Annotated in this window: 20 protein-coding genes; 14 read left to right on the top strand and 6 right to left on the bottom strand. The window is 65.1% G+C overall.

What is annotated here, in order from left to right:
- Window positions 1-86: 86 nt before the first annotated feature.
- From EV292_RS16055 to EV292_RS16020, 8 genes are read left to right on the top strand one after another with little or no spacing between them, the layout of a single operon-like run.
- Window positions 87-512: a helix-turn-helix transcriptional regulator gene (locus EV292_RS16055; protein ID WP_132910248.1), complete on the top strand. Its 426-nt coding sequence runs from the start codon at window positions 87-89 to the stop codon at window positions 510-512.
- Window positions 509-688 carry a hypothetical protein gene (locus EV292_RS16050; RefSeq protein ID WP_132910247.1) on the top strand — a complete coding sequence of 60 codons (180 nt, stop codon included), beginning with the start codon at window positions 509-511 and terminating at the stop codon, window positions 686-688. Before EV292_RS16055 ends, EV292_RS16050 begins: the two co-directional genes overlap by 4 nt.
- Window positions 688-954 (top strand): DUF2312 domain-containing protein, encoded by a 267-nt coding sequence (locus EV292_RS16045; RefSeq protein WP_132910246.1) that lies wholly within the window; start codon window positions 688-690, stop codon window positions 952-954. Before EV292_RS16050 ends, EV292_RS16045 begins: the two co-directional genes overlap by 1 nt.
- Complete coding sequence (locus tag EV292_RS16040; RefSeq protein WP_132910245.1) at window positions 954-1,226, top strand: hypothetical protein; 273 nt, start codon at window positions 954-956, stop codon at window positions 1,224-1,226. Before EV292_RS16045 ends, EV292_RS16040 begins: the two co-directional genes overlap by 1 nt.
- Window positions 1,223-1,543 (top strand): hypothetical protein, encoded by a 321-nt coding sequence (locus EV292_RS16035; RefSeq protein WP_165927149.1) that lies wholly within the window; start codon window positions 1,223-1,225, stop codon window positions 1,541-1,543. Before EV292_RS16040 ends, EV292_RS16035 begins: the two co-directional genes overlap by 4 nt.
- Window positions 1,540-1,719 carry a hypothetical protein gene (locus tag EV292_RS16030; RefSeq protein ID WP_132910243.1) on the top strand — a complete coding sequence of 60 codons (180 nt, stop codon included), beginning with the start codon at window positions 1,540-1,542 and terminating at the stop codon, window positions 1,717-1,719. The genes EV292_RS16035 and EV292_RS16030 overlap by 4 nt, the downstream gene beginning before the upstream one ends.
- Entirely contained in the window at window positions 1,719-2,423 is a 705-nt protein-coding gene (locus EV292_RS16025; protein ID WP_132910242.1) for a hypothetical protein, read from the top strand. The genes EV292_RS16030 and EV292_RS16025 overlap by 1 nt, the downstream gene beginning before the upstream one ends.
- Window positions 2,423-2,665 carry an AlpA family transcriptional regulator gene (locus EV292_RS16020; protein ID WP_132910241.1) on the top strand — a complete coding sequence of 81 codons (243 nt, stop codon included), beginning with the start codon at window positions 2,423-2,425 and terminating at the stop codon, window positions 2,663-2,665. Before EV292_RS16025 ends, EV292_RS16020 begins: the two co-directional genes overlap by 1 nt.
- A 792-nt stretch (window positions 2,666-3,457) precedes the next feature.
- Here the strand turns inward: EV292_RS16020 and EV292_RS16010 are convergent.
- Together EV292_RS16010 and EV292_RS16005 are read right to left on the bottom strand one after the other, a co-directional pair.
- The gene (locus EV292_RS16010; RefSeq protein WP_132910240.1) at window positions 3,458-4,657 is read right to left on the bottom strand and encodes a serine hydrolase domain-containing protein; all 1,200 of its coding nucleotides are present in this window, start codon (window positions 4,655-4,657) and stop codon (window positions 3,458-3,460) included.
- A gap of 231 nt (window positions 4,658-4,888) precedes the next feature.
- Window positions 4,889-5,776 carry a LysR substrate-binding domain-containing protein gene (locus EV292_RS16005; RefSeq protein WP_132910239.1) on the bottom strand — a complete coding sequence of 296 codons (888 nt, stop codon included), beginning with the start codon at window positions 5,774-5,776 and terminating at the stop codon, window positions 4,889-4,891.
- A gap of 141 nt (window positions 5,777-5,917) precedes the next feature.
- On the opposite strand from EV292_RS16005, the gene phnA reads away from it, so the two are divergent.
- The 5 genes from phnA to EV292_RS15985 all read left to right on the top strand — a co-directional run bounded on the left by phnA (window position 5,918) and on the right by EV292_RS15985 (window position 12,484).
- Entirely contained in the window at window positions 5,918-7,183 is a 1,266-nt protein-coding gene (gene phnA / locus EV292_RS16000; RefSeq protein WP_207913447.1) for a phosphonoacetate hydrolase, read from the top strand.
- Between the two features lie 53 nt (window positions 7,184-7,236).
- Window positions 7,237-8,511: an MFS transporter gene (locus EV292_RS15995; RefSeq protein WP_207913446.1), complete on the top strand. Its 1,275-nt coding sequence runs from the start codon at window positions 7,237-7,239 to the stop codon at window positions 8,509-8,511.
- An 88-nt stretch (window positions 8,512-8,599) separates the two neighbouring features.
- On the top strand, window positions 8,600-9,487 hold the full coding sequence (locus tag EV292_RS15990; RefSeq protein ID WP_243693812.1) for a TonB-dependent receptor: 888 nt from the start codon (window positions 8,600-8,602) through the stop codon (window positions 9,485-9,487).
- Window positions 9,397-9,801: a hypothetical protein gene (locus EV292_RS23150; protein WP_243693811.1), complete on the top strand. Its 405-nt coding sequence runs from the start codon at window positions 9,397-9,399 to the stop codon at window positions 9,799-9,801. The genes EV292_RS15990 and EV292_RS23150 overlap by 91 nt, the downstream gene beginning before the upstream one ends.
- A gap of 37 nt (window positions 9,802-9,838) precedes the next feature.
- A complete protein-coding gene (locus EV292_RS15985) occupies window positions 9,839-12,484 on the top strand; it encodes a glycoside hydrolase family 3 C-terminal domain-containing protein (protein ID WP_132910238.1) in 2,646 nt (881 codons plus the stop codon).
- A 536-nt stretch (window positions 12,485-13,020) separates the two neighbouring features.
- Here EV292_RS15985 and EV292_RS15980 read toward each other — a convergent pair.
- From EV292_RS15980 to EV292_RS15960, 4 genes are all read right to left on the bottom strand, one after another.
- Entirely contained in the window at window positions 13,021-13,761 is a 741-nt protein-coding gene (locus EV292_RS15980; protein WP_132910237.1) for a hypothetical protein, read from the bottom strand.
- A 520-nt stretch (window positions 13,762-14,281) separates the two neighbouring features.
- Entirely contained in the window at window positions 14,282-15,580 is a 1,299-nt protein-coding gene (locus EV292_RS15975; RefSeq protein ID WP_132910236.1) for a nucleotide disphospho-sugar-binding domain-containing protein, read from the bottom strand.
- Window positions 15,581-16,162: 582 nt separating this feature from the next.
- Window positions 16,163-16,363 carry a hypothetical protein gene (locus tag EV292_RS15965; RefSeq protein WP_132910235.1) on the bottom strand — a complete coding sequence of 67 codons (201 nt, stop codon included), beginning with the start codon at window positions 16,361-16,363 and terminating at the stop codon, window positions 16,163-16,165.
- Between the two features lie 71 nt (window positions 16,364-16,434).
- Window positions 16,435-17,838, bottom strand: a complete 1,404-nt coding sequence (locus EV292_RS15960; protein ID WP_132910234.1) for a methyl-accepting chemotaxis protein — start codon at window positions 17,836-17,838, stop codon at window positions 16,435-16,437.
- Between the two features lie 443 nt (window positions 17,839-18,281).
- Here EV292_RS15960 and EV292_RS15955 point away from each other — a divergent pair, with 443 nt between their 5' ends.
- Window positions 18,282-19,130, top strand: coding sequence for a LysR substrate-binding domain-containing protein (locus tag EV292_RS15955; protein ID WP_132910233.1), 849 nt, complete (start codon window positions 18,282-18,284; stop codon window positions 19,128-19,130).
- Window positions 19,131-19,217: the final 87 nt, after the last annotated feature.

The raw sequence follows: 19,217 nt of genomic DNA, 5'->3' as shown, positions 1-19,217 counted from the left end.
CCTAAACGAACACAACGACAACTGACCTGCCGCCTCGGTCGCATGCGCTTCCGGGAGCGGCCTCGTGCTGCCTGGAGAGAACGACCTTGAAGATGTTCGCCTCATCCCACTTCCGCCCTGCCCAGACGCCCTCGGCGCTCGGTCCCCTGCAGGCGTCCGAGTACCTGCGGCTCCGCCGCACGGCCGCCGGCCTCACCGTCGACCAGCTCGCCGATCGGCTCGGCCCGGGTCGCCGCGCCGGTGAAGCGCGCAGCATCATCACGCGGCTTGAGGCGCGCGGAGCGACCGCACGTACCGACGCGATAATCGAGCGTATTGCGCGCGTGATCCCGCTCGACGCGACCGTTTATCGCCAGCTCGCCGATGATCCCGTCGAGCGGCATCCCTCGGTATGCCGCAGCTGCGGCTGCAGTGAGTTCGATGGCTGTTCGTGCTCCGACAGCGGCCGGGCGTGCAGCTGGGCGACCTCGCACCTTTGCACGCGCTGCGAGCGCGCCGGCGGTGCCGAGTGAGCCGCGGCCGAACCCAGCGCCGCGTTCCGGCGCGCGCCGCTCAGGCGCAGGCGAGGCCGAGCGTCACCGCGCTGATGGCGATCGCCGGCCTGCTGATGGGGCTGACCTTCTGCGAGGGCGCTGCGCTGCTCGGCGCCGGCCCGCACGTCACGATCATCTTCGGAGGGCAGGGCTGATGGCCGGCGATCGCCAGGAAGGCATGGGCGGCGGCGCCGTCGCAGCGGACGAGCTGCGGCTGTTGATCGAGCGCGCCGAGCGCCTCGAGGAAGAGAAGAAGGGCATCGCCGACGACATCAAGGACGTCTTCGCCGAAGCCAAGAGCCGCGGCTACGACGCCAAGGCGATCCGCCAGATCATGAAGATCCGCAAGCAGAAGCGCGAGGAGTTCCAAGAAGAGCAGTCGATCCTCGAGGTCTACATGCAAGCGCTGGGCATGCTCTGATGCGCGCCCCGTCGCGTCTGATCGGCCAGGTCGCCGCTGAGATCGGCGCGACCTCGGCGTCCGTTCGCCGTGCCATCTACCTCAAGGGGCTCGCAGCGGACGGCGCTGACGCGGCACGCGCGATGAGCGCGCTGCGGTGCTCGCGCCGTACCCTGCAGCGGGTCTGCCGCCGCTTCATGATCGACCTCGTCGACTATCGTCCGTTCGCCGGCCTCGAGCGGCGCGGCAAGCGGCGCCCCCATCCACCCGTCAGCTTGGACAACCTAGGATGATCAGCTCACACCCCACGACGGTGCGGGCGGACGGCATGGTATGGCCGCTCCGCACGTATTGCGCCGCATATGGCATGGTCGCGGTCGACCAGTTCGCGCGCCCCTCCTTCGACAGCCAGGTGCGCGTCATCGCGCTCTGTAATGATGGCGCCGTCACCGAGCCTCGCTGGGCGGACCAGGTCCTCTGGCATGACGTCCTCGCCTACCGGCTGCTCGACGGCCCGACGCCGGCGGAGCCGTGCATCTGCTGCGGCAGCAGCTCAGATCCCAACGAGATCTGCGGGGATTGCCATGACGACATGGAGTGGGGCTCGTGAAGACGAACCCCGGCTTCCTCCCGCAGGAGGCGATCGGCCGCCGCGTCCGCGTGCGCCTCGAGCGCGACCCCGCTGGCGTCGCGCCTCACGAGTGGCCGGCCGACGGCAAGATGGGCTGTCGCTGGACCCGGACGGGTCACCCCTTCGATATCGCAGAATACGAGGTGATCGGCTGATGCCCGACCATGCCCCGCTCACCGCCGGCGCGCCGGTCGACTCCGTTCCCGAAAGCACGATGGCGGCGATCGTCGCCCTGGTCGCGCGGACCTATCCGGACGGCGCCAACCAGTTCGAGGCCGTCCACCTGGCCGCGACAACGGCTTGGATCGTCGCCCGCTTCTCGGTCGAGATCCGGACCGTTCCCGCAAGCGCGCTTCCTCGCCAGCTTGGGCGCCTCCACCTTGGAGAGCGCCGCTCGAGCGGCAAGCGACTGTGCAGCCACGACCACGAGGTGCCAGCCGGACACCCGCTCTACTGGCCACAGCAGCTGAGCGAGCACGACGACAGCGACCCGCTCTGCCTGGTGCACGCGATCGAGCAGGCGATGAGCAACGAAGGCTGGTGCGAGCAATGCGGATCCGCCGCAGGCGCATCTGAAAAGGTCACCGCTGCGCTCCAAGCCGGCGAGGCCATTCTGCGCGGCGCCGGCGATGGCACCTACGACGAGGCGCTCGACGCGATCCGCCTGCTCACGGCTGCCCTGCACGTACCGCCCCCTGTCGCGACCGCGACGGTGGTGGATGCGGGAGAGCCGTGGCGCATCGCTGCGTGGAATGCCTGCCGCAAGCGGGGCTTGTCGGATGAGGCTTCAATCGGGCTTGTGCAGGCTATCGCCGACGAGCTTTCCGCCACCCCGCGACAGCCAGCAGGGGATCGGTGATGGCGGCCGCTCACACGCCCCGCACGATTGCCGAGGCGAAGCGGGCGGGATGCCCGCTCGCACGCGGTCGCTTCCTCCGGATCAACGACGTGATCGCGACCACCGGGCTCAGCCGGGCGACGATCTATCGCCTCATCAACTCGGGCGAATTCCCGCAGCCGGTTCGACTGACCGCCCGGTCGGTCGGCTGGTGGGAAGCGGCCGTCTCGACCTGGCTCGATTCTCGGCTCTCCGCCGCCTGAGCGGGCCAAAGCTGGGGGCACCCGAGGGGGCATCAGCCAAACGCTACACCTCAAAAACAACGCATTTCCGAGGATCTATGACCATCATTCCAGCAGCAGCCCCTTCCACCAAAACCTAATCTCACCTGTTCCCAGTTACCGCCAATCCGGGCCACGTCCCCGTGGCTTGACGGGTTGTTCCCGGTCCCACTGACGCTCAACACAACCCCCGCAATCACGAACGGATCGAGGGTATCGCATGCTGAGCGAGCTGGCGTGCCGTCGAGCCAGTCCGCGGGACGTGCGTACAAGATCACCGACGCACACGCGAGATACCGAGCTGGCGCGCGATGTGCGTTGGCCTCACACCTTCGGCCGCGAGCTTGCGCACGGCCGCCGGATCGATGCGCGGCTTGTCGCCCTTGTAGACACCGCGGGCCTTCGCCGCCTGGAGGCCCTCCGCCGGCAGCCCGCCGCGCGCAGCGCAGCCTCTTGGATGCCGAGGCCCTGATCGATCGTTGATATCCGCGCGTAGCCGAAGAGCGTCATGCCGGCCCCTTCTGTTCCACCAGCTGCCAGCCCCTCGCAGCCGAGTGTTCAATATCTCTGCAAGTGACCCTGATTGAACGGGAAAGCTGTTCCAGCAGCCGTGTTTCGGCAGGGTATACCTCCGAGAGTGAGGAAGGCCTGCGCGACGTCGCAGCCGAAAATCCTAGATTCTCGGCGGGAGCAGAGGCCAACGCGATGATAAAAGGGGGGCCCGATCGGGCCACCCCCGGTCGGTTCAGTCAGGACCGGCGGTGGGTCCGGCCCTCACGGACGGCGCAATGACCGCGTGACGGCAGCGAAGAACGCATCGTCATCGAGGTCATGGGGGCGGACCGCCCCCTTCGACGGCGCGCGCAGCGCCACGATCACGACATTCTCCGCCGGGTTCACATAGATATACTGGCCGTACATGCCGCGCGCTTCATAGGCGCCTTTCTGGATCGGATCGGCCTGATCGGGCACCCACCACATATAGCCGTAATCGACCGTCTTGCCGCCGATCGCATGCGGCGCACCGGCTTCGGCGAACCAACGGTCGGGCAAGGTCTTGCGGCCGTCGATGACGCCGTTCGACGCCGCGAACAGCCCGAACCGTCCATAATCCTGCAGCGTCGCGGTTAGGCCGGCCGTCCCCTGGGCTCCGCCGTCGAGGCTGTCGAGCCACCATGTCGCGTCGCTCGCCATCCCGGCGGGGATCCATATCCGATCGCGCAAATACTGCCAGAGCGGCTTGCCTGTCGCATTCTCGACGACCGCGGCGAGCACATGGCCTTCGCCGGAATTATACTGCCAGCGCGTGCCCGGCGCGACCGCGCTGGGCTTCGTGCGGATGAAGTCCAGCGCGGCATGGGGCTTGCCGCTTCGCATCCGCGCCAGCAACTGCCGGCGGTCGGATCGCGGATCGGCATAGGTTTCATCCAATTGCAGGCCCGATGCCATCTGCATCACCTGCCGGACGGACACCTTGTCATAGCCGCTACCTTTCAACGCAGGGACATAGCGGACCACGGGATCGTCGACGCTGCCGATAAACCCGTCCTTGACCGCGACGCCGGCCAGCACCGACGTGAACGACTTCGCCATCGAGAAGGAAGCCCAATGCGTATCCTGATCGATGCCCAGGTCGTAATGTTCATAGGCGATGCGCCCGTCCTTGAGGACGAGCAGACCGGCGACGCGATTGTACGACAGATAGTCGTTCAGGTCATAGTCGCCATCATGGCTACGAAAGCTGATCGCGGGAAAAGGGCGCGGGTCGCGCTCTAGGATATGCGGGTTGCGGCCATGCGCCACGATCGCGCTGGGATAGAGCGATCCGTAGTGCGACAGCGTATCGACGACCTCGCGCGGCGACAGCGTACTCTCGTACAGCCGGTCGACCGATGCCATCTGGCCGGCCGCAGGGGACAGGGCCGCGACCAACAGGGTCGCAGCGGTGACGTAGGCTGGGATGGCGAGCCTCAAGAATTCGTCCTTCCACCAAAGTTGGCCATCGGAGCACGGAAATGGGGCGAGCCGTTGTCGCAGCACCGCAGAGCGCCTCCTTCGACACACTGCCGTCGGCGATCGACCCAATTTCCTTCATAACCTTGTGGCCCGTTGGGAACGGATCGGCGGATAGGGTTGCGCCATGACAATTTCCTGTCACTCAGATTCGAATAATAGTCGCATATCTGTGAGAATTGGGCTCACCCCCTATCTTGACCGCGCGCTCAGCCACTGGAGGAGCCGATCCGCACCGGAGCGATCTGCTGCCGTCGTCACGTTGGCGATGCAGGATTTTCCCGGGAACGCTATGTCTGGAAACGGGCAAACCAAGCCATAGTCGCGGTCTAGATGGGCAACGAACTGTTTCGGCGCGACGGTGGCTCCCAGATTGTCGCGAACCGCGTGCATGGCGACGAACAGATGATCGAAGACATGCCCCCCGAGGAGCCTGTGGCCCTCCACGCCCGCCTGAGCGAACCAAGAATCCCAGTCGCCGGGGCGGCTCGCCGACGCGATCAGGGCGTGGCCCGATATGTCGGCCGGCTGCGCCATAGGTCTCTCGTGCAGGGACAGGCCGCTGCACACCACCGTCAGCGCCTCCTCGAACAGGCAATAGGTATGGGCGATCCGCGCACCTTTCTGCAGTCCCGGCCCGCGTGTGATAACGATATCGTGCCGCCCGAAATCGGGAACCTGATTGGTCGTCCGTGTCGATACCCAGACGGCATAACCGGGATGGTCCTGCTCGAACTGCTTGATGGCGGGCAGCAGGAAATACATCGCGAAGGTCGTCGGTGCTTCGACCGAGATGACCCGACGCTCGCGGTCTCGCCGGACATGATCGCAGGCGGCCACCAGATCGCGCATCGATTGCGTGACACGTTCGGCCAAGACCTGACCATAAGGACTGAGCCGGAGCGAGCGGCCCTCGCGCACGAAGAGCTCCTGGCCAAGCTGCGCCTCCAGCACCGCGATCTGTTTGCTGACCGCGCCGTGCGTCACGCCGAGCTGCCTGGCCGCCGCCATCAGGTTTTCTGACCGGGCGGCGGTGGCAAAGGCCCGCAGGGCCGTCAGGGGAAGATCGCGCTCTTTCATGCCAGCCTTGCGAATTTAAGTCGGTTTTTTGTCAGTTACGCCCAACTTAAACTCACACGTTTGCGCTGTATATTCGATTGTGCGACCGCGGCTCTCGCTCTCAGAGGCAATCGTCCGAACGCCCATGCGCGGAGAGATCGAGTGTCCGAGATAAACCTGAGCGCCTCGCCTGTCGGCCGTATCGAGGCCAACGGCCGTCACTATGCGCTGCCCACCAAGCCGACCGTCGTCATCTGCCTGGACGGCTTCGACCCCGAATATCTGGAGCGCGGGATCGCCGACGGCATTCTGCCGACCATGGCCGCCTTCCGCGAGAACGGCTATATGGGTCTCGCCGACGCAGGTCTGCCAACGACGACCAACACCAACAATAGCTCGATCATCACGGGCGTGCCGCCTGTCGTCCATGGCATCAACGGCAATTATTATCTCGATGCCGACACCGGCGAGGAGATCATGGTCACCGATGCGGCACGCCTGCGCTGCGGAACGATCCTCTCGGCGATGAGCAAGGCGGGGGTCACCACCGCCGTCGTCACCGCCAAGGACAAGCTGCTGAAGGTGCTTGCCCATGACATGCATGGCATCGGTTTCTCATCGGAACAGGCCGACGCCGCGGATCTGTCGGCGATCGGTATCGGCACCGGCGAGGATCTGGTCGGGCGCGCCAGGCCCAGCCGCTATTCCGCCGACCTCTCGCTGTTCACGCTGGATGCCGGGATCGGGTTGCTGACGACGTTACGGCCCGACCTGATGTATCTGTCGACCTCCGATTACGTGCAGCACAAATTCGCGCCCGGCACGCCGGCCTCCGACGCCTTCCTGATCGCGGTCGACCAGCGCATCGCCCGTATGCTGGAGCTCGGCACCACGGTCGCGCTGACGGCCGATCACGGCATGGCGGACAAGGCCGATGCGCAGGGCCTGCCCAATGTCGTCTACCTTGAAGACGCACTCAACAACCGCTTCGGCGCGCAGGCGACCCGCGTGATCTGCCCGATCGCCGACCCCTTCGTGAAGCATCACGGCGCGCTCGGGTCCTTTGTCCGTGTCCATCTGCTCGCGGCCGGCGATGTCGACGCGATGATGACGTTCGCCCAGTCGCTTGCAGGGGTCGAGCTCGTCTTGGACCGTGCGGCCGTTTGCCAACGCTTCGATCTGCCGCTCGACCGGGAGGGCGACTTCGCGGTGTTCGGGGACCGTCGCACGGTCATCGGTGCGCGGCGCCAGGATCATGACCTCTCGCAACTCGGCGAGCACCGGTTACGCTCGCACGGCGGCTTGGGCGAGCGACGCGTTCCGTTCCTGCTGTCGCGCCCGCTCAATCCCTCCTACCGCTCCAGGGCGCAGCAGGAGACATGGTGCAACCACGACATCTTCGATGCCGTCCTGAACGGCGTCGACTGACGGCCACGCTGCCAACCCACGCGACGACGGTCCTACAGGAAAAGAGCCATATCATGTCGACGCCGACGGTTGCGATCGCGCGGACGGAAGGTCGCTCCTATCGACGGGCGAAATGGCGCATGCTGCTCGCTGTCATGTTCTGCTACCTGTTCTATTACACGGGCCGACAGACGCTGGGGTTTGCGATCCCCGGCATCGAACGCGAATTTCACCTCAGCAAATTCGCGATCGGCTGGATCTCCGCCGGTATCCTGTGGGGCTATGCCGTCGGGCAGGCGATCAACGGCAATCTGGGGGACACGTTCGGCGGACGGCGAACCATGGCGGCAGGCGCCCTGCTGTCCACCGCGGCGAACTGGGCGGTCAGCTTCTCGATCGGGTTCAAGACGTTGTTCATCGGGTGGTGGCTCAACGGCTACCTTCAGGCGCTCGGCTTCGCCCCGGGCAGCAGGTTGATTTCGAACTGGTGGACCAAGGCGGAGCGGGGCAAGGCATATGGCCTGTACCTGTTCGCGGCGGGCATGTCGTCGGTGATGGCGTTCGTGCTGGCACTGATCGTCGTCGACACGCTGCACATGGATTGGCGCTGGATCTTCCGGCTACCCGTGCTGCTGCTTGCCCTCGCCGGCATCCTGTTCTTCGTCATTGCGCGCGACGACCCGCGCCAATTGGGCTTCAAGCCGCTCGAAGAGGACACACACGTCACCCCTGACGAGCCGCATGACGAACATTCGCGCGATCGATATCTGGCTGTCGTGCGCAACGCCAGGGTCCATATCGGCGGTATCGCGCTCGGTTTCCAAAGCATGGCCCGCTACGGGCTGATCGTCTGGACGCCGGTGCATTTCATGGGCGCAAACTGGAAGACAGCAAGCCACGCCGCGATCAACCCGGGATGGATTACTGTGGCTTTGCCGCTCGGTATGGCCTTCGGTGCCTTGGCCAATGGCTGGCTTTCCGACAATGTCTTCGGCTCGGTGCGATGGAAGCCGATCGCGCTGTTTATGGCGCTGGCGGTCATCACCGCAGCGTTCATCTACCTTGTTCCCATGTCGCTGACCGGTGACATCGCCACGCTCTTTCTTTGCGGCTTCTTCGTCTATGGGCCGCATTCGACGTTCTGGGCGCTGGTGCCCGACGTAGTGGGCCACCAGCGCGCCGGGACAGCGACCGGAATCATGAACATGTATGCCTATCTGTTCGCCGGCATCGGTGAGCCGCTGGTCGGCCGCCTGGTCGACAGCTACCATGACACGAGCCTGATCTTCGCCGTCGTCGGTGTTACGTGCGCATTGAGTGGCCTCAGCGCAGCTTTGATCCGACGCTAATCGACCAACGGTGCCCGGGTGTATCTCAGAAGGTACGGCTGAGTGTAATATCGATGACCCTGGTGCGCCCGCGCTGACCCTTGGCTGCATGAAAGACGACGTCTCTTCGTCGGTCGTTGCGGTGCCGGCGGCGATCCTGTGGGCGGCGGACAATGATTTCACGCTGGCCGTTTCGAACCAGAAGCAGCTGGTGACGCAGACGGGCAGCTACGAGAACCTGCTTCCGTCGATGGATTTGCAGGTCGAGATGGCGAGAAACCTGATCGGGCGCGTCTCGTTCAGCCGCACCATCGCGCGCCCGGATTTCGGCAATCTGTTCTCGGCCAGCTTGGTCAGCATTCCGAGCCGCGCCACGGCGGTGGGCGGGTTCGCGGGGGGGTCGACCGGCAACGCCAATCTCTCGCCGCTGATTTCCGACAACGTCGATGTGTCACTGGAATGGTATTACAAGCTGTCGAGCTTCGTCTCGTTCGGGTTCTTCGACAAGCGCGTTCAGAACTTCGTCGGCACGGGGCAGACCAGCCAGAATATGTTCGGCCTGCGCGATACGGCCAGCGGCGCGAGCGGCACCCGATCCGGCGCGGCCAAGGCTGCGCAGCAAGGGATCGGCGCCGACATCAGCGACGTCAACCTGTTCACCATGACCGCGCTGTTGCAGCGGACTGGCAACACCGCCGCCGCCACGCAGCAATTCCAGGCCAATCGCTTCAATGGCGCGCTGACCCAATCGTTCATCGACGACACGCTGAAAGCTGTCGACATCATCGCGAACGGTAGCGACCTGCTATATCAATTCTCCGTCACCCGCCCGATCAACAATCGCGAGGGCAAGATCCACTGGTTCGAGGCGGCATTTCAGCACTTTTCGGCGATACCGGCATCGGCATGGCGGCGGCCTACACCTATGTCCGCGGCGACGTGGGCGTGGATGTTGGCGCTAATCCCAGCGTCGATCAATTCGCGCTGCTGGGGCTGAGCGATACCGCCAACGCGACGCTGATCTACGACAAGCACGGTGTTTCCGCGCGGCTGGCCTATAATTGGCGTGGCCGCTTTTCCAGGCGACAAATCAGGGAGGTGACCGCAATCCGCTATTCGTCGAGCCGTTCCGGGCAGCTGGACATGAACGTCAGCTACGACATCTCGGCCAACTGGTCGGTGTCGCTGGAGAAGATCAACTCACCGAGGAAAGCATCCGCACCTACAATCGCTCGAGCCGCAACCTCGCCTATGCGCAAGAGCTCGATCGACGCCTCCTGCTCGGCGTCAGGACGCGCTTCTAAGCGATGAGCAGCACCGTTCTCCTGACTCTACCAAGGACTTGATCATGGCATTCATCAGCCGTCCCCTTTCCTTCCGTGAGGCCCTGCTCCTCGGCGTCGCGATGGGCTCACCGCTGTCGGCCACGGCGCAGGTCTACAAGGACCCCGATGCCTCTGTTGAGAAGCGGGCGGCGGACCTGGTATCGCGGATGACGCTGGAGGAGAAAGCGCGGCAGATGCAGAATGCCGCGCCGGCGATCCCGCGCCTCGACCTGCCCGCCTATGACTGGTGGAACGAGGGGCTGCACGGGCTCGCGCGCGCCGGCGAAGCAACCGTATTCCCGCAGGCAATCGGCATGGCGGCGACCTGGGACAGGGAATTGCTGAAGGCCGAGGGCCGCGTGATCGGCACCGAGGCGCGGGCGCGCTACAATCAGGCGCAGCGCGAGGGCAACGTCGACCGCTATTTCGGGCTGACGATCTGGTCGCCAAACATCAACATCTTCCGCGATCCGCGCTGGGGGCGCGGGCAGGAGACGCTGGGTGAGGACCCGTATCTGACCGGCACGCTGGGCACTGCGTTCGTCGAGGGATTGCAGGGCGACGATCCGCGCTACTTCCTGACGGTCGCCACGCCCAAGCATCTGGCCGTCCACAGCGGTCCCGAGCCGTTGCGTCACGGCTTCAACGTCGATGTCGCGCCGCAGGACCTGGCTGAAACCTATCTACCCGCGTTTCGCCGCACCATCACCGAGGGGAACGCCTATTCGCTGATGTGCGCCTATAACGCCGTCAACGGCAGTCCGGCGTGCGGCAGCACGATGCTGCTGAAGGATTATGTTCGCGACGCCTGGGGGTTCAAGGGGTTCATCACTTCGGACTGCGGCGCGATCGACGACTTCGTCGCGGGCCATAAGACGCAGAAGAACTGGGAGGAGGCCGCGGCGGTCTCGATCAACGCCGGCACCGACACCGGCTGCAACTTCCGCGACGAATATCTGGCCATTCCGAACGCGGTCCGGCGGGGGCTGCTCGCCGAGCGCGACGTCGACACCGCGGTCAGGCGACTGATGACCGCGTGCATCCGGCTGGGGATGCTCGATCCAGCCGCGCGTGTTCCTTACGCCGCGATCCCCTATGCCGAGAACCACAGCGCGGCGCATCGCGCGGTGGCGCTGCGCGCGGCACGGGAATCGATCGTGCTGCTGAAGAACGATCGTGTGCTACCGGTCGCCGCGACGGCGAAGCGCGTGCTGGTGGTCGGCCCCGCCGCCGCCAGCCGCGAAGCGCTAAACGGCAATTACAAGGGCACCGCCGTCGGGCAAGTGTTGCCGGTCGACGGGATCGCCGCCGCGCTGGGGAACAACCGGGTGACGTTCGCGCAAGGCGCGCCATTCGTCGAGCAGGTCGCCGTCACGGTACCGCGTACCATATTCGGCGCGCAGGGCGTCACTGCGCGCTTCTGGAACGGCGCCGGTTTCGCTGGACCGGTGATCGCGACACGCACCGAACGCGAGATCGACAATGACTGGAACGGTATCGCGCCCGCCCCCGGCGTCGACCAAACCGCCTTTTCCGCGGAATATGCCGGCACGCTGACGGTGCCGGCCAACGGCGAATACGTTTTTGAAATTGGTGACCGGCGCTGTGACTGGTCGGAGGACCAGCAGACCTATGTGCTGAGCATCGAAGGGCAGCCGGATGTCCGTGCGACCTCGAAATGCTTCACCGGCGTGCCCTTGTCGACGCCGCCGATCCGCATGGAGGGGGGCAAGCCGCGCTCGTTCCGGCTCGCCTTCACCCACCACTCGCCAAGGCTGGGCGCGGGGTTGACGCTGACGTGGAAGCCGCAGCCAGACGCCTTGTTGCAGGAAGCGGTGAAGGCGGCGGGTGACGCCGACATGATCGTCGCCATGGTCGGGCTGACCGCCGGGCTGGAGGGCGAGGAGATGAAGGTCAAGGCGCCCGGCTTCAACGGCGGCGACCGTACCACGATCGCGCTGCCAGCGGTTCAGCAGCGGCTCCTCGACGCACTCGTCGCGACCGGCAGGCCGGTGGCGATCGTCGGCGTGTCAGGCTCGGCGCTGACGTATGGCAGCGCAGGGGCGAAGGCAAAGGCGGTGTTGCAGGCCTGGTATGGCGGCGAGGCGGCGGGGCAGGCGATCGGCGAGGTGCTGGCGGGAACGGTCAATCCGTCGGGACGCCTGCCCGTCACCTTCTACGCCTCGGTCGATCAGCTGCCTCCGTTCGGCGACTATGACATGAAGAACCGTACCTATCGTTACTTCAACGGTCGTCCCGAATATCCCTTCGGGCATGGGTTGAGCTACACCCGCTTCGACTATTCGGCACTCGGCGTGCAATCGACCATCCACGTCGGCCAGCCGGTCAGTGTCGCAGCGACGATCCGTAATACTGGCCAGATGGCCGGTGACGAGGTTGCGCAGCTCTACATTTCCCCGGTGGGCCGTCTCGATCTGCCGCGGCGATCGCTCAAGGGGTATCAGCGCGTGCGGCTTGCGCCGGGCGAGATCCGGCAGGTGCAATTCTCGCTCTCGCCGCGCGACCTCGCCTTCGCCGATGGCAAAGGCGTCATGCGCGTCACCCCCGGTCGATACCGGCTGTGGGTTGGCGGGGGGCAGGAAGGCAAGGACGTTCCGGGTGTCGTCGCCGAGATCCGCGTCGCAGGCAGCAGGGTTTTGCCGAAATGACAGAAGTGCCGGAGGAAATCATATTCAAACGAGCTCGAACACGGACATCCAGAGCTGAACCGAACCAATCTCTCCGTCATCCAGTTCCACGCAGAACAGATTCCGCAACTAGTTGCAGTAAATCAATTGGTCTTCGTAATCCGACGAGCGCTCGTCCTCGTGGCGGGAGCAGATGGGCGCGACCGCGTGGTAAGTCGGGCCACCTTGAGGGCCGCAATTCCCACTGAGCTACCGCGCAGGGCCGCGGCTGGTGCCGATCCCCGCGCGCCCGTGACGACCGCTTGCAGCGGCCCGACAGAGCTAAGCTGCCGGGCCGGGTGAGGAGTGAGGAGTGAACTCAAGTAAAAATGAAGTTCGACTCGGTTAAGCTGGAAAGCTGCACGTTTTGAAGCAGGATCGTGCCGAAGTAGCCGGAAAAGTCGACAAAAACGTCGTCTCCGACTTGCTCGGCATCCTTCATGAATGCTGGAAAGTTGTCGTATACGTCATAGTCAAAGGCAAGTCGATCAGAATCGACGTCGAAGTCGGTTATAACGTCATGCCCCCAAGTCCCCTGCGAAGGAGAAAATATCGTTGCCCCCGCGACCGGTAAGATAATTATCTCCTAGGGCAGAGGATAGGGTGTTGTCTTGCGAATTTCCGTAGCCGTGCGTGCCGCCCGTAGAGAGAAATAGGTGTTCCACAAACGTGCCGGCAAGATCATAATTGACGGAGGATGCGACGAAATCGCGACCCTCAGCTTTCCCCTGTTTCTCTATTATTTTGTCGCCAACGTTGTCTACTCTGTAAGAGTCATCGCCTTTGCCGCCAATCATCGTATCTGCGCCGGCGCGACCATCTAAAAAGTTAAAGCTATCGTTGCCAATAAGGATGTTGCCTTGCGCATTGCCTTTCGCCGAAAGAGCGCTGCCGGTCAATACCAGCGTTTCAACAAAAGTGTTAAACAGATCAAATTCGTAGGAGGAGTAGATGACATCATTTCCGTGAGCTTTCCCCTGTTGCTCTACAACGCGAGCTCCAGGATAAGATACAAAGTACGTGTCATCCCCATCGCCGCCAATGAGCGTGGAAAAGTTCTTATCCGAATTACTGTATAGATAATTATTCAAGGCATTGCCGGTTGCCGATGTAGCGTTACCCACGAGCTTAATGGCTTCTACGTTGGCGGGAAGGGTGTAATCCACAGAGGCGAGGACGGTGTCAAACCCGCCATCGGGCTGCTCGTCTATAGAGAAGTCGCTACGATCGACGAAGTAGGTGTCGTTACCGATGCCCATTTTTGCAGACTCCATGTATCCTGCCGAAATCTAGGCGGGATCGAGCACTGAGTCGACGCGCCTTCCGCTTCATCCACCTTCTACCGCGACCCGGTCATCGCGGTTGCTCGCCTAGGAAGTTTGCCGCAGTGCGCGCGAGCTCGCGGAAGCGGATGTGCCAGAGGTCGCCAGCATCAGCGCAGCTGCGGGTCGACTGCATCCCCGTCGGCCAGACCCATCCCGAGCGTCGTGCGGTCCGATCGCGCGCGTTGCAGATGAACCGGGCGGGGCCGTGCTCGATGATGCCAACCGCCGCGCGCGCCACGAAGACGTGTGCGTACCGGCGAGTCGGTTCGCGCCGCGTGCTATGTGCTGCGGCCCTATCTGCCCGACCGCGAGCGGCTGGTGACGTTCGGGACGCGGCGGAGATCGGGCGGGGCAAGCCGCACGGAAGCTGTCGATCGCAGCCGGTCTTGCGCCGAGCCTGCGCGCGTGTAGTGCCGGTGATCTGGGGCAGGTCTGTCAGTTTCCGACGTCGATGTCAGCGGCTTGCCAAATGGGATGGCAGAGCCAAGGCGGCGATATGTCGTGCGGCTTCTGCCGCACCGTCTTCCTTGGCGATGATCGCCGTCGCCCGGCCCGTTGCATCCGCCATCGCCGGATCAGTCAATATACGGGATACGATGCTCATTGCTCGATCGGCCTTGAACCTGTCGCGGTGGATCGTGGCACTCACACCACTCGCTTCCAATCGCGCGGCATTGTCGAACTGATCGCCGAAGTGGGGAACGACGATCTGAGGACGGCCCGCACGCAATGCCTGTCCGGTCGTCCCGATTCCGCCATGATGAACGATGGCAGATGCACGGGGGAAGACCGCCGAGTGCGGCGCATAATTCATGGTGAGGCGGTCGCCATCGCGACGCGGTGGTACCGGCCGCCCGGTCAGCAGCACCGCTCGTTTGCCAAGGGCACGACTGAGAGCCGCTGCCTCGTCATAGAAATGGCCGGCCGAAGCGACCGCGAACGATCCTAAGGTGAAAACAAGCGGCGGAGGGCCGTCCGCGAGGAAGGTTCGAAGTTCGATGGCCAGCTCGTCGTCGGCGCCACTCTCGCTGTCGAAGAAGGGAAAGCCAGTCAGGACCGCACGATGCGGTACATCGGGTGGAAGCTTGCCTAACGTCTGCGACCAGCAGCATATGACAGCGCCTGTGGCCGGACTGTGATCCAGCATGGGAGCGCCCCGGCTGGAAGGAAGACCGTGTGCGGCACGGACATCATCGATCTGCCGGGCGTGACGCCGACGCAGGGCGACGCGCGCGAGCGCGTAGAACATCCGGTTCCAGTTCCGTCCGATGGCAGTGTGCGGCCGATGCCGCATGATCCCAAAGCGCGGTGCTGTGGGAGGCTGCCACGCCGAGAACAACGTCATGGCTTGAAGCACGACCGACGCCAGAGGCAGGCCACGCTTCTCCGCAACGATCTCCGAGGCAAGGGCGAAGATCGAACCGGCGATCACGTCGGCATCCACCGATAAGTCGTCCAGCGCTGCCGTACTCGATCGGAGCGACGGGATGAGGATCTGGTCGACGACGAAGTTCGCGTCTCCGAGAACCCTGGCTGCCGCCCCTCCCGGACTCATGCCGAGACGTGCGCAGATGTCGCCATAGCTTGGCAGGATCGGTGCGGCGTCGAGGCCGGCGGCACGGACCTTGGCGGCGCCGTCGTCGGGCACCGCCAGAACGACGCGGTGCCCCTGCCCGGTCAAGGCTCGACCGATCGCTATGAACGGGTGCAGGTCTCCCAGGGAGCCGATGGTGACCGGAATGACGCGAGCCATCAGGGCATGTCCTCGAGCGCGGGCCTGACCGCATTATATCGCGTGACCGCGCGAGTTCCCGGCAGAGGGTGGAGCGTCCAAGGCCGAGTTGCTTCGCAGCTTGCGCGGTGCGGACACCCGCTTCGACCAGTTTTACGGCGGAGGGGCGATTGTCAGTGTCGAGCGTCGACCGACCCGGTGCCTTGCCGCCTGCACGGGTAGCAGCGATGCCGTCGCGCGTGCACTCCATGATCAGCCGTGGACAATGCCGAGAGGCGACTTCTATCTATGATGCCGGCTGCCAAACGGACGGGACTCGACCAACATTGTGCGGGGTGTTCTTGCAGGTTGAAATGGGATCGCCGTGCAACGCGCTTGAGGATTTGCGAGATCGGATGGATAAGGCGCTGGAGTGTAGGAAGTCTTGGTCGAGATGTTCAGAGCGCCTTGATTCGGTTTGGAAAGCTCTTCCTGAGGCACGCTCTGCAAATTAAACCGGAAAACAGCCCGGTGGCTTGAACGAGAAAAAGTGGCCATGGTGATCCGATCGCCCCGTCTGCGATCAATTCGACTCCTGGATGGGCTCTGGTCCCAGCCGCCGCGCTACAGCATCAGGCAGAGCGCGCCGATCAGCAGCATCGATCTCACGCGACCAGCCGACACCGTGGCGGCGGTCGCGTCACGGCAGGCAACAACCGTCACGATCGCCAGTCCGGCCAGCGCCACCATCACATAGACCGGTGTCAGCTCGGCGATGATCATCTCGGCGACCTGTCGCGCCACCGCATTGTCGCATCGGGCCATCGCTCGTTTCTCCCTTCCACGCCGCGCGTCGCGCCCACGGCCGCCGACCCGGCGCTCGCAACGGTCGCCGGTCAGTTCCGCGTGGCGCCCGTGCGGACGGCGAACGGCGGCACCGAAGCCTCGCGCCGCGCGGCCACCGCCGGCGGGGGATCGAGGCGGTGGACGTGGCTGCCGCCCGGCTGCACCGCCGCGGTGCCCGCCCCCAGCCGGAACCGTGTCACCTCGCGCGCCAGTTCCTCGGCCTCGGACGCCAGGCTGCGCGTCGCGGCGGTGGCTTCCTCGACCATGGCGGCGTTCTGCTGGGTGACGCCGTCCATCTCCGCGATCGCGGTATTGACCTGCTGGAGCCCGATCGCCTGCTGCTCCGCCGAGGACGCGATCGACGAGACGATCGTGCTGATCGAGCCGACCCGGCCGATGATCCCCCTGAGCGCCTCCCCCGTCGCGGTGACCAGCTCGACGCCCAGCTCGACCTGCCCGGCCGAGGCGGTGATCCGCTCCTTCACGTCCTTGGCCGCCTCGGCCGAGCGTTGCGCCAGCGCGCGCACTTCGGAGGCGACCACCGCGAAGCCGCGACCGGCGTCGCCCGCGCGCGCCGCCTCGACCCCCGCGTTGAGCGCGAGCAGGTTGGTCTGAAAGGCGATGCCGTCGATCACCGAGATGATCTCCGAGATCTCCGCCGAGGCGCGCTCGATGCCCGCCATCGCGCTCATCGCGCGCTGGACGACGTCGCCGGAGCGCTGCGCCTCGGCCTGCGCCTCCGCCACGAGCGAATTGGCCTGGATGGCGCCACGGGCGCTCTCGCGAACGGTCGAGGTGATCTCCTCCATCGCCGCCGCGGTCTCCTCGAGCGCCGCGGCCTGCTGCTCGGTGCGGCGCGACAGATCGTCCGAGGCCTGGCGGATGTCGCCGGCACCGCTGCTGATGTCACCGGCCGCCACCGTGACCTTGCCCAGCGTCGCCGCCATCGCGTCGAGCGCGCCGTTGAAGTCGTGGCGCAGCGCCTCGTAATGCACCGCGAAGCGATCCTCGATGCGCTGCGAGAGATCGCCCGCGGCGAGCCGGCCCAGCCCGGTGCCCAGCATCTTCACGATCGTCTCTGCCTCGGCGTTCGAGCGCTGCACCGTCTCGGCGTTGGCGCGGAACACCTCCATCGCGCGCGTCATGCGCCCGACGCAGTCGCGATAGTCGGTGCGCTGGATCGGACTCGTCAGGTCACCGCTCGCGAGCCCCTCCATCCGCACCACCGTCGCGACATAGGGATCGCTGATCACGCGACCGCTCCACCAGGTCAGCAGCACCGGCACCAGCGCGAGGCCGAACCCGCACGCCAGGATCGACCGGATGTGGTCGGACGATGCCATCGCGGCGGAGCAGAGCGCGGCGATGCTCAACATCGCGACGACGAGCTGGATGGCGAGCAGCACCTTGAACTTGGTGCGAACCGGCGCATGCTGTGCGAACCACGCGATCATGAAGCTTGCCTCTCCCCGTTGCCGAGGAAGCTAGACGATCCGCATTAAGCGACTGCAACCGATTGCAAAGAAGAGCGACCGGTGCTCGCGGGCGCTGCGCGATGCGCAGTTAATGCCTGATTACCCACCGGGATCGGCAGATTTCCACAGATCTAGATGTATGTATATTACGCACCCTCTGTCGCACCGGCGTATAGGATGCAGTTTAATTAAGCGGATACTACCGGACCTCCGTCCGAATCGGCAGCTAGCACGCCCGAATCTTCGCGCGGACAAGTCGCATGACTACCGCGCGAGACGATCACAGGCGGCTCATCGATGAATCCGCGGGGCAGCTTCTGCGAACCAGCCCCCGACGCCGGCCTACCTCGATCGCCGCTGGACGACGCCTCGCTCATGGTGATAGCCTACCATATCAGTAGGGTTTAGAAAGAGGCCTGACCGTGCCGGTGAACCTGCCCACCAACGTCCTGCGCAGCTTCGTCGCGATCGTGGACTCCGGATCGATGCTGAGCGCCGCCGATCAGGTGTTCGTCACCCAATCCGCGCTGAGCCTCCAGATCAAGCGACTGGAGGACATGCTGCAGCAGAGCCTGTTCACGCGCGACGGGCGCAAGCTCACGCTCACGCCGGCGGGCACGTTGATGCTCGATTATGCGCGCCGCGTGCTCGCGCTCCACGACGAGGCGGTGCAGGCGGTCGGCTCGGGTCAGTTCGCCGGTCCGATCCGCATCGGCATGGTGCAGGATTTCGCGGAGGCGCTGCTCGGCGGCGTGCTGGCCCATTTCGCCCGGCTCCATCCCGAGTCACAGGTGTTCGCGCGAGTCGCCGGCACCGCCGAGCTGCTGAGCCTGCTCGCACGCGACCAGCTCGACATCGCGATCGGCTATGCCGGCGCGCAGGAAGAGGACGCGATCCTGCGCGCCCCCACCGCCTGGTTCGGCAAGCCCGACCTGCTCGCACGCGACGTGCTGCCGCTGGCGGTGCTGGAGCGCCCGTGCCGCTTCCGTGAGGCCGCGATCACCGCGCTCGACGCCAGCGCGCGACCGTGGCGCATCGCGGTGGAGACACCCAATCTCTCCACGCTGCGCGCCGCGGTCGAGGCGGGCCTGGGCGTGACCGCGCGCACCGCGCTCTTCCTGCCCGACGACGTGCCGCTGCCGCCGGGCGTGCTGCCGTCGATGCCGCCGGTCACGACGATCATCCGCGCCGGGGAGCGCGCCGATGTCGCCACGCTGCGGCTGCGCGACCTCAGCCGCGACGTGATGGCGCAGCTCCAGCCCGCCTTATGAGCAGAGGTCATCCACACCTCGGCGAAGTCGTTGGAGGCGCGTCGGCCCGCTTCCTAGACCCGCCGCAGCGCGCGCCGCGGCGGCGCG

The organism is Sphingomonas sp. BK235 (genome assembly GCF_004345855.1).
GTDB lineage: Bacteria > Pseudomonadota > Alphaproteobacteria > Sphingomonadales > Sphingomonadaceae > Sphingomonas.
Note: the sequence above shows the minus strand (reverse complement) of the source record. Positions and strands in the feature narration are given on the sequence as shown.

Excerpts from the sequence above, each read along its gene's own strand:
- EV292_RS15990 (WP_243693812.1), top strand. The coding sequence starts at position 8,600 with ATGAAAGACGACGTCTCTTCGTCGGTCGTTGCGGTGCCGGCGGCGATC.
- EV292_RS16040 (WP_132910245.1), top strand. The coding sequence starts at position 954 with ATGCGCGCCCCGTCGCGTCTGATCGGCCAGGTCGCCGCTGAGATCGGC.
- EV292_RS15975 (WP_132910236.1), bottom strand. The coding sequence starts at position 15,580 with ATGGCTCGCGTCATTCCGGTCACCATCGGCTCCCTGGGAGACCTGCAC.
- EV292_RS16025 (WP_132910242.1), top strand. The coding sequence starts at position 1,719 with ATGCCCGACCATGCCCCGCTCACCGCCGGCGCGCCGGTCGACTCCGTT.
- EV292_RS16045 (WP_132910246.1), top strand. The coding sequence starts at position 688 with ATGGCCGGCGATCGCCAGGAAGGCATGGGCGGCGGCGCCGTCGCAGCG.
- EV292_RS15980 (WP_132910237.1), bottom strand. The coding sequence starts at position 13,761 with ATGGGCATCGGTAACGACACCTACTTCGTCGATCGTAGCGACTTCTCT.
- EV292_RS15960 (WP_132910234.1), bottom strand. The coding sequence starts at position 17,838 with ATGATCGCGTGGTTCGCACAGCATGCGCCGGTTCGCACCAAGTTCAAG.
- EV292_RS16005 (WP_132910239.1), bottom strand. The coding sequence starts at position 5,776 with ATGAAAGAGCGCGATCTTCCCCTGACGGCCCTGCGGGCCTTTGCCACC.
- EV292_RS15985 (WP_132910238.1), top strand. The coding sequence starts at position 9,839 with ATGGCATTCATCAGCCGTCCCCTTTCCTTCCGTGAGGCCCTGCTCCTC.
- EV292_RS16020 (WP_132910241.1), top strand. The coding sequence starts at position 2,423 with ATGGCGGCCGCTCACACGCCCCGCACGATTGCCGAGGCGAAGCGGGCG.
- EV292_RS15965 (WP_132910235.1), bottom strand. The coding sequence starts at position 16,363 with ATGGCCCGATGCGACAATGCGGTGGCGCGACAGGTCGCCGAGATGATC.
- EV292_RS15995 (WP_207913446.1), top strand. The coding sequence starts at position 7,237 with ATGTCGACGCCGACGGTTGCGATCGCGCGGACGGAAGGTCGCTCCTAT.
- EV292_RS23150 (WP_243693811.1), top strand. The coding sequence starts at position 9,397 with ATGGCGGCGGCCTACACCTATGTCCGCGGCGACGTGGGCGTGGATGTT.
- EV292_RS16035 (WP_165927149.1), top strand. The coding sequence starts at position 1,223 with ATGATCAGCTCACACCCCACGACGGTGCGGGCGGACGGCATGGTATGG.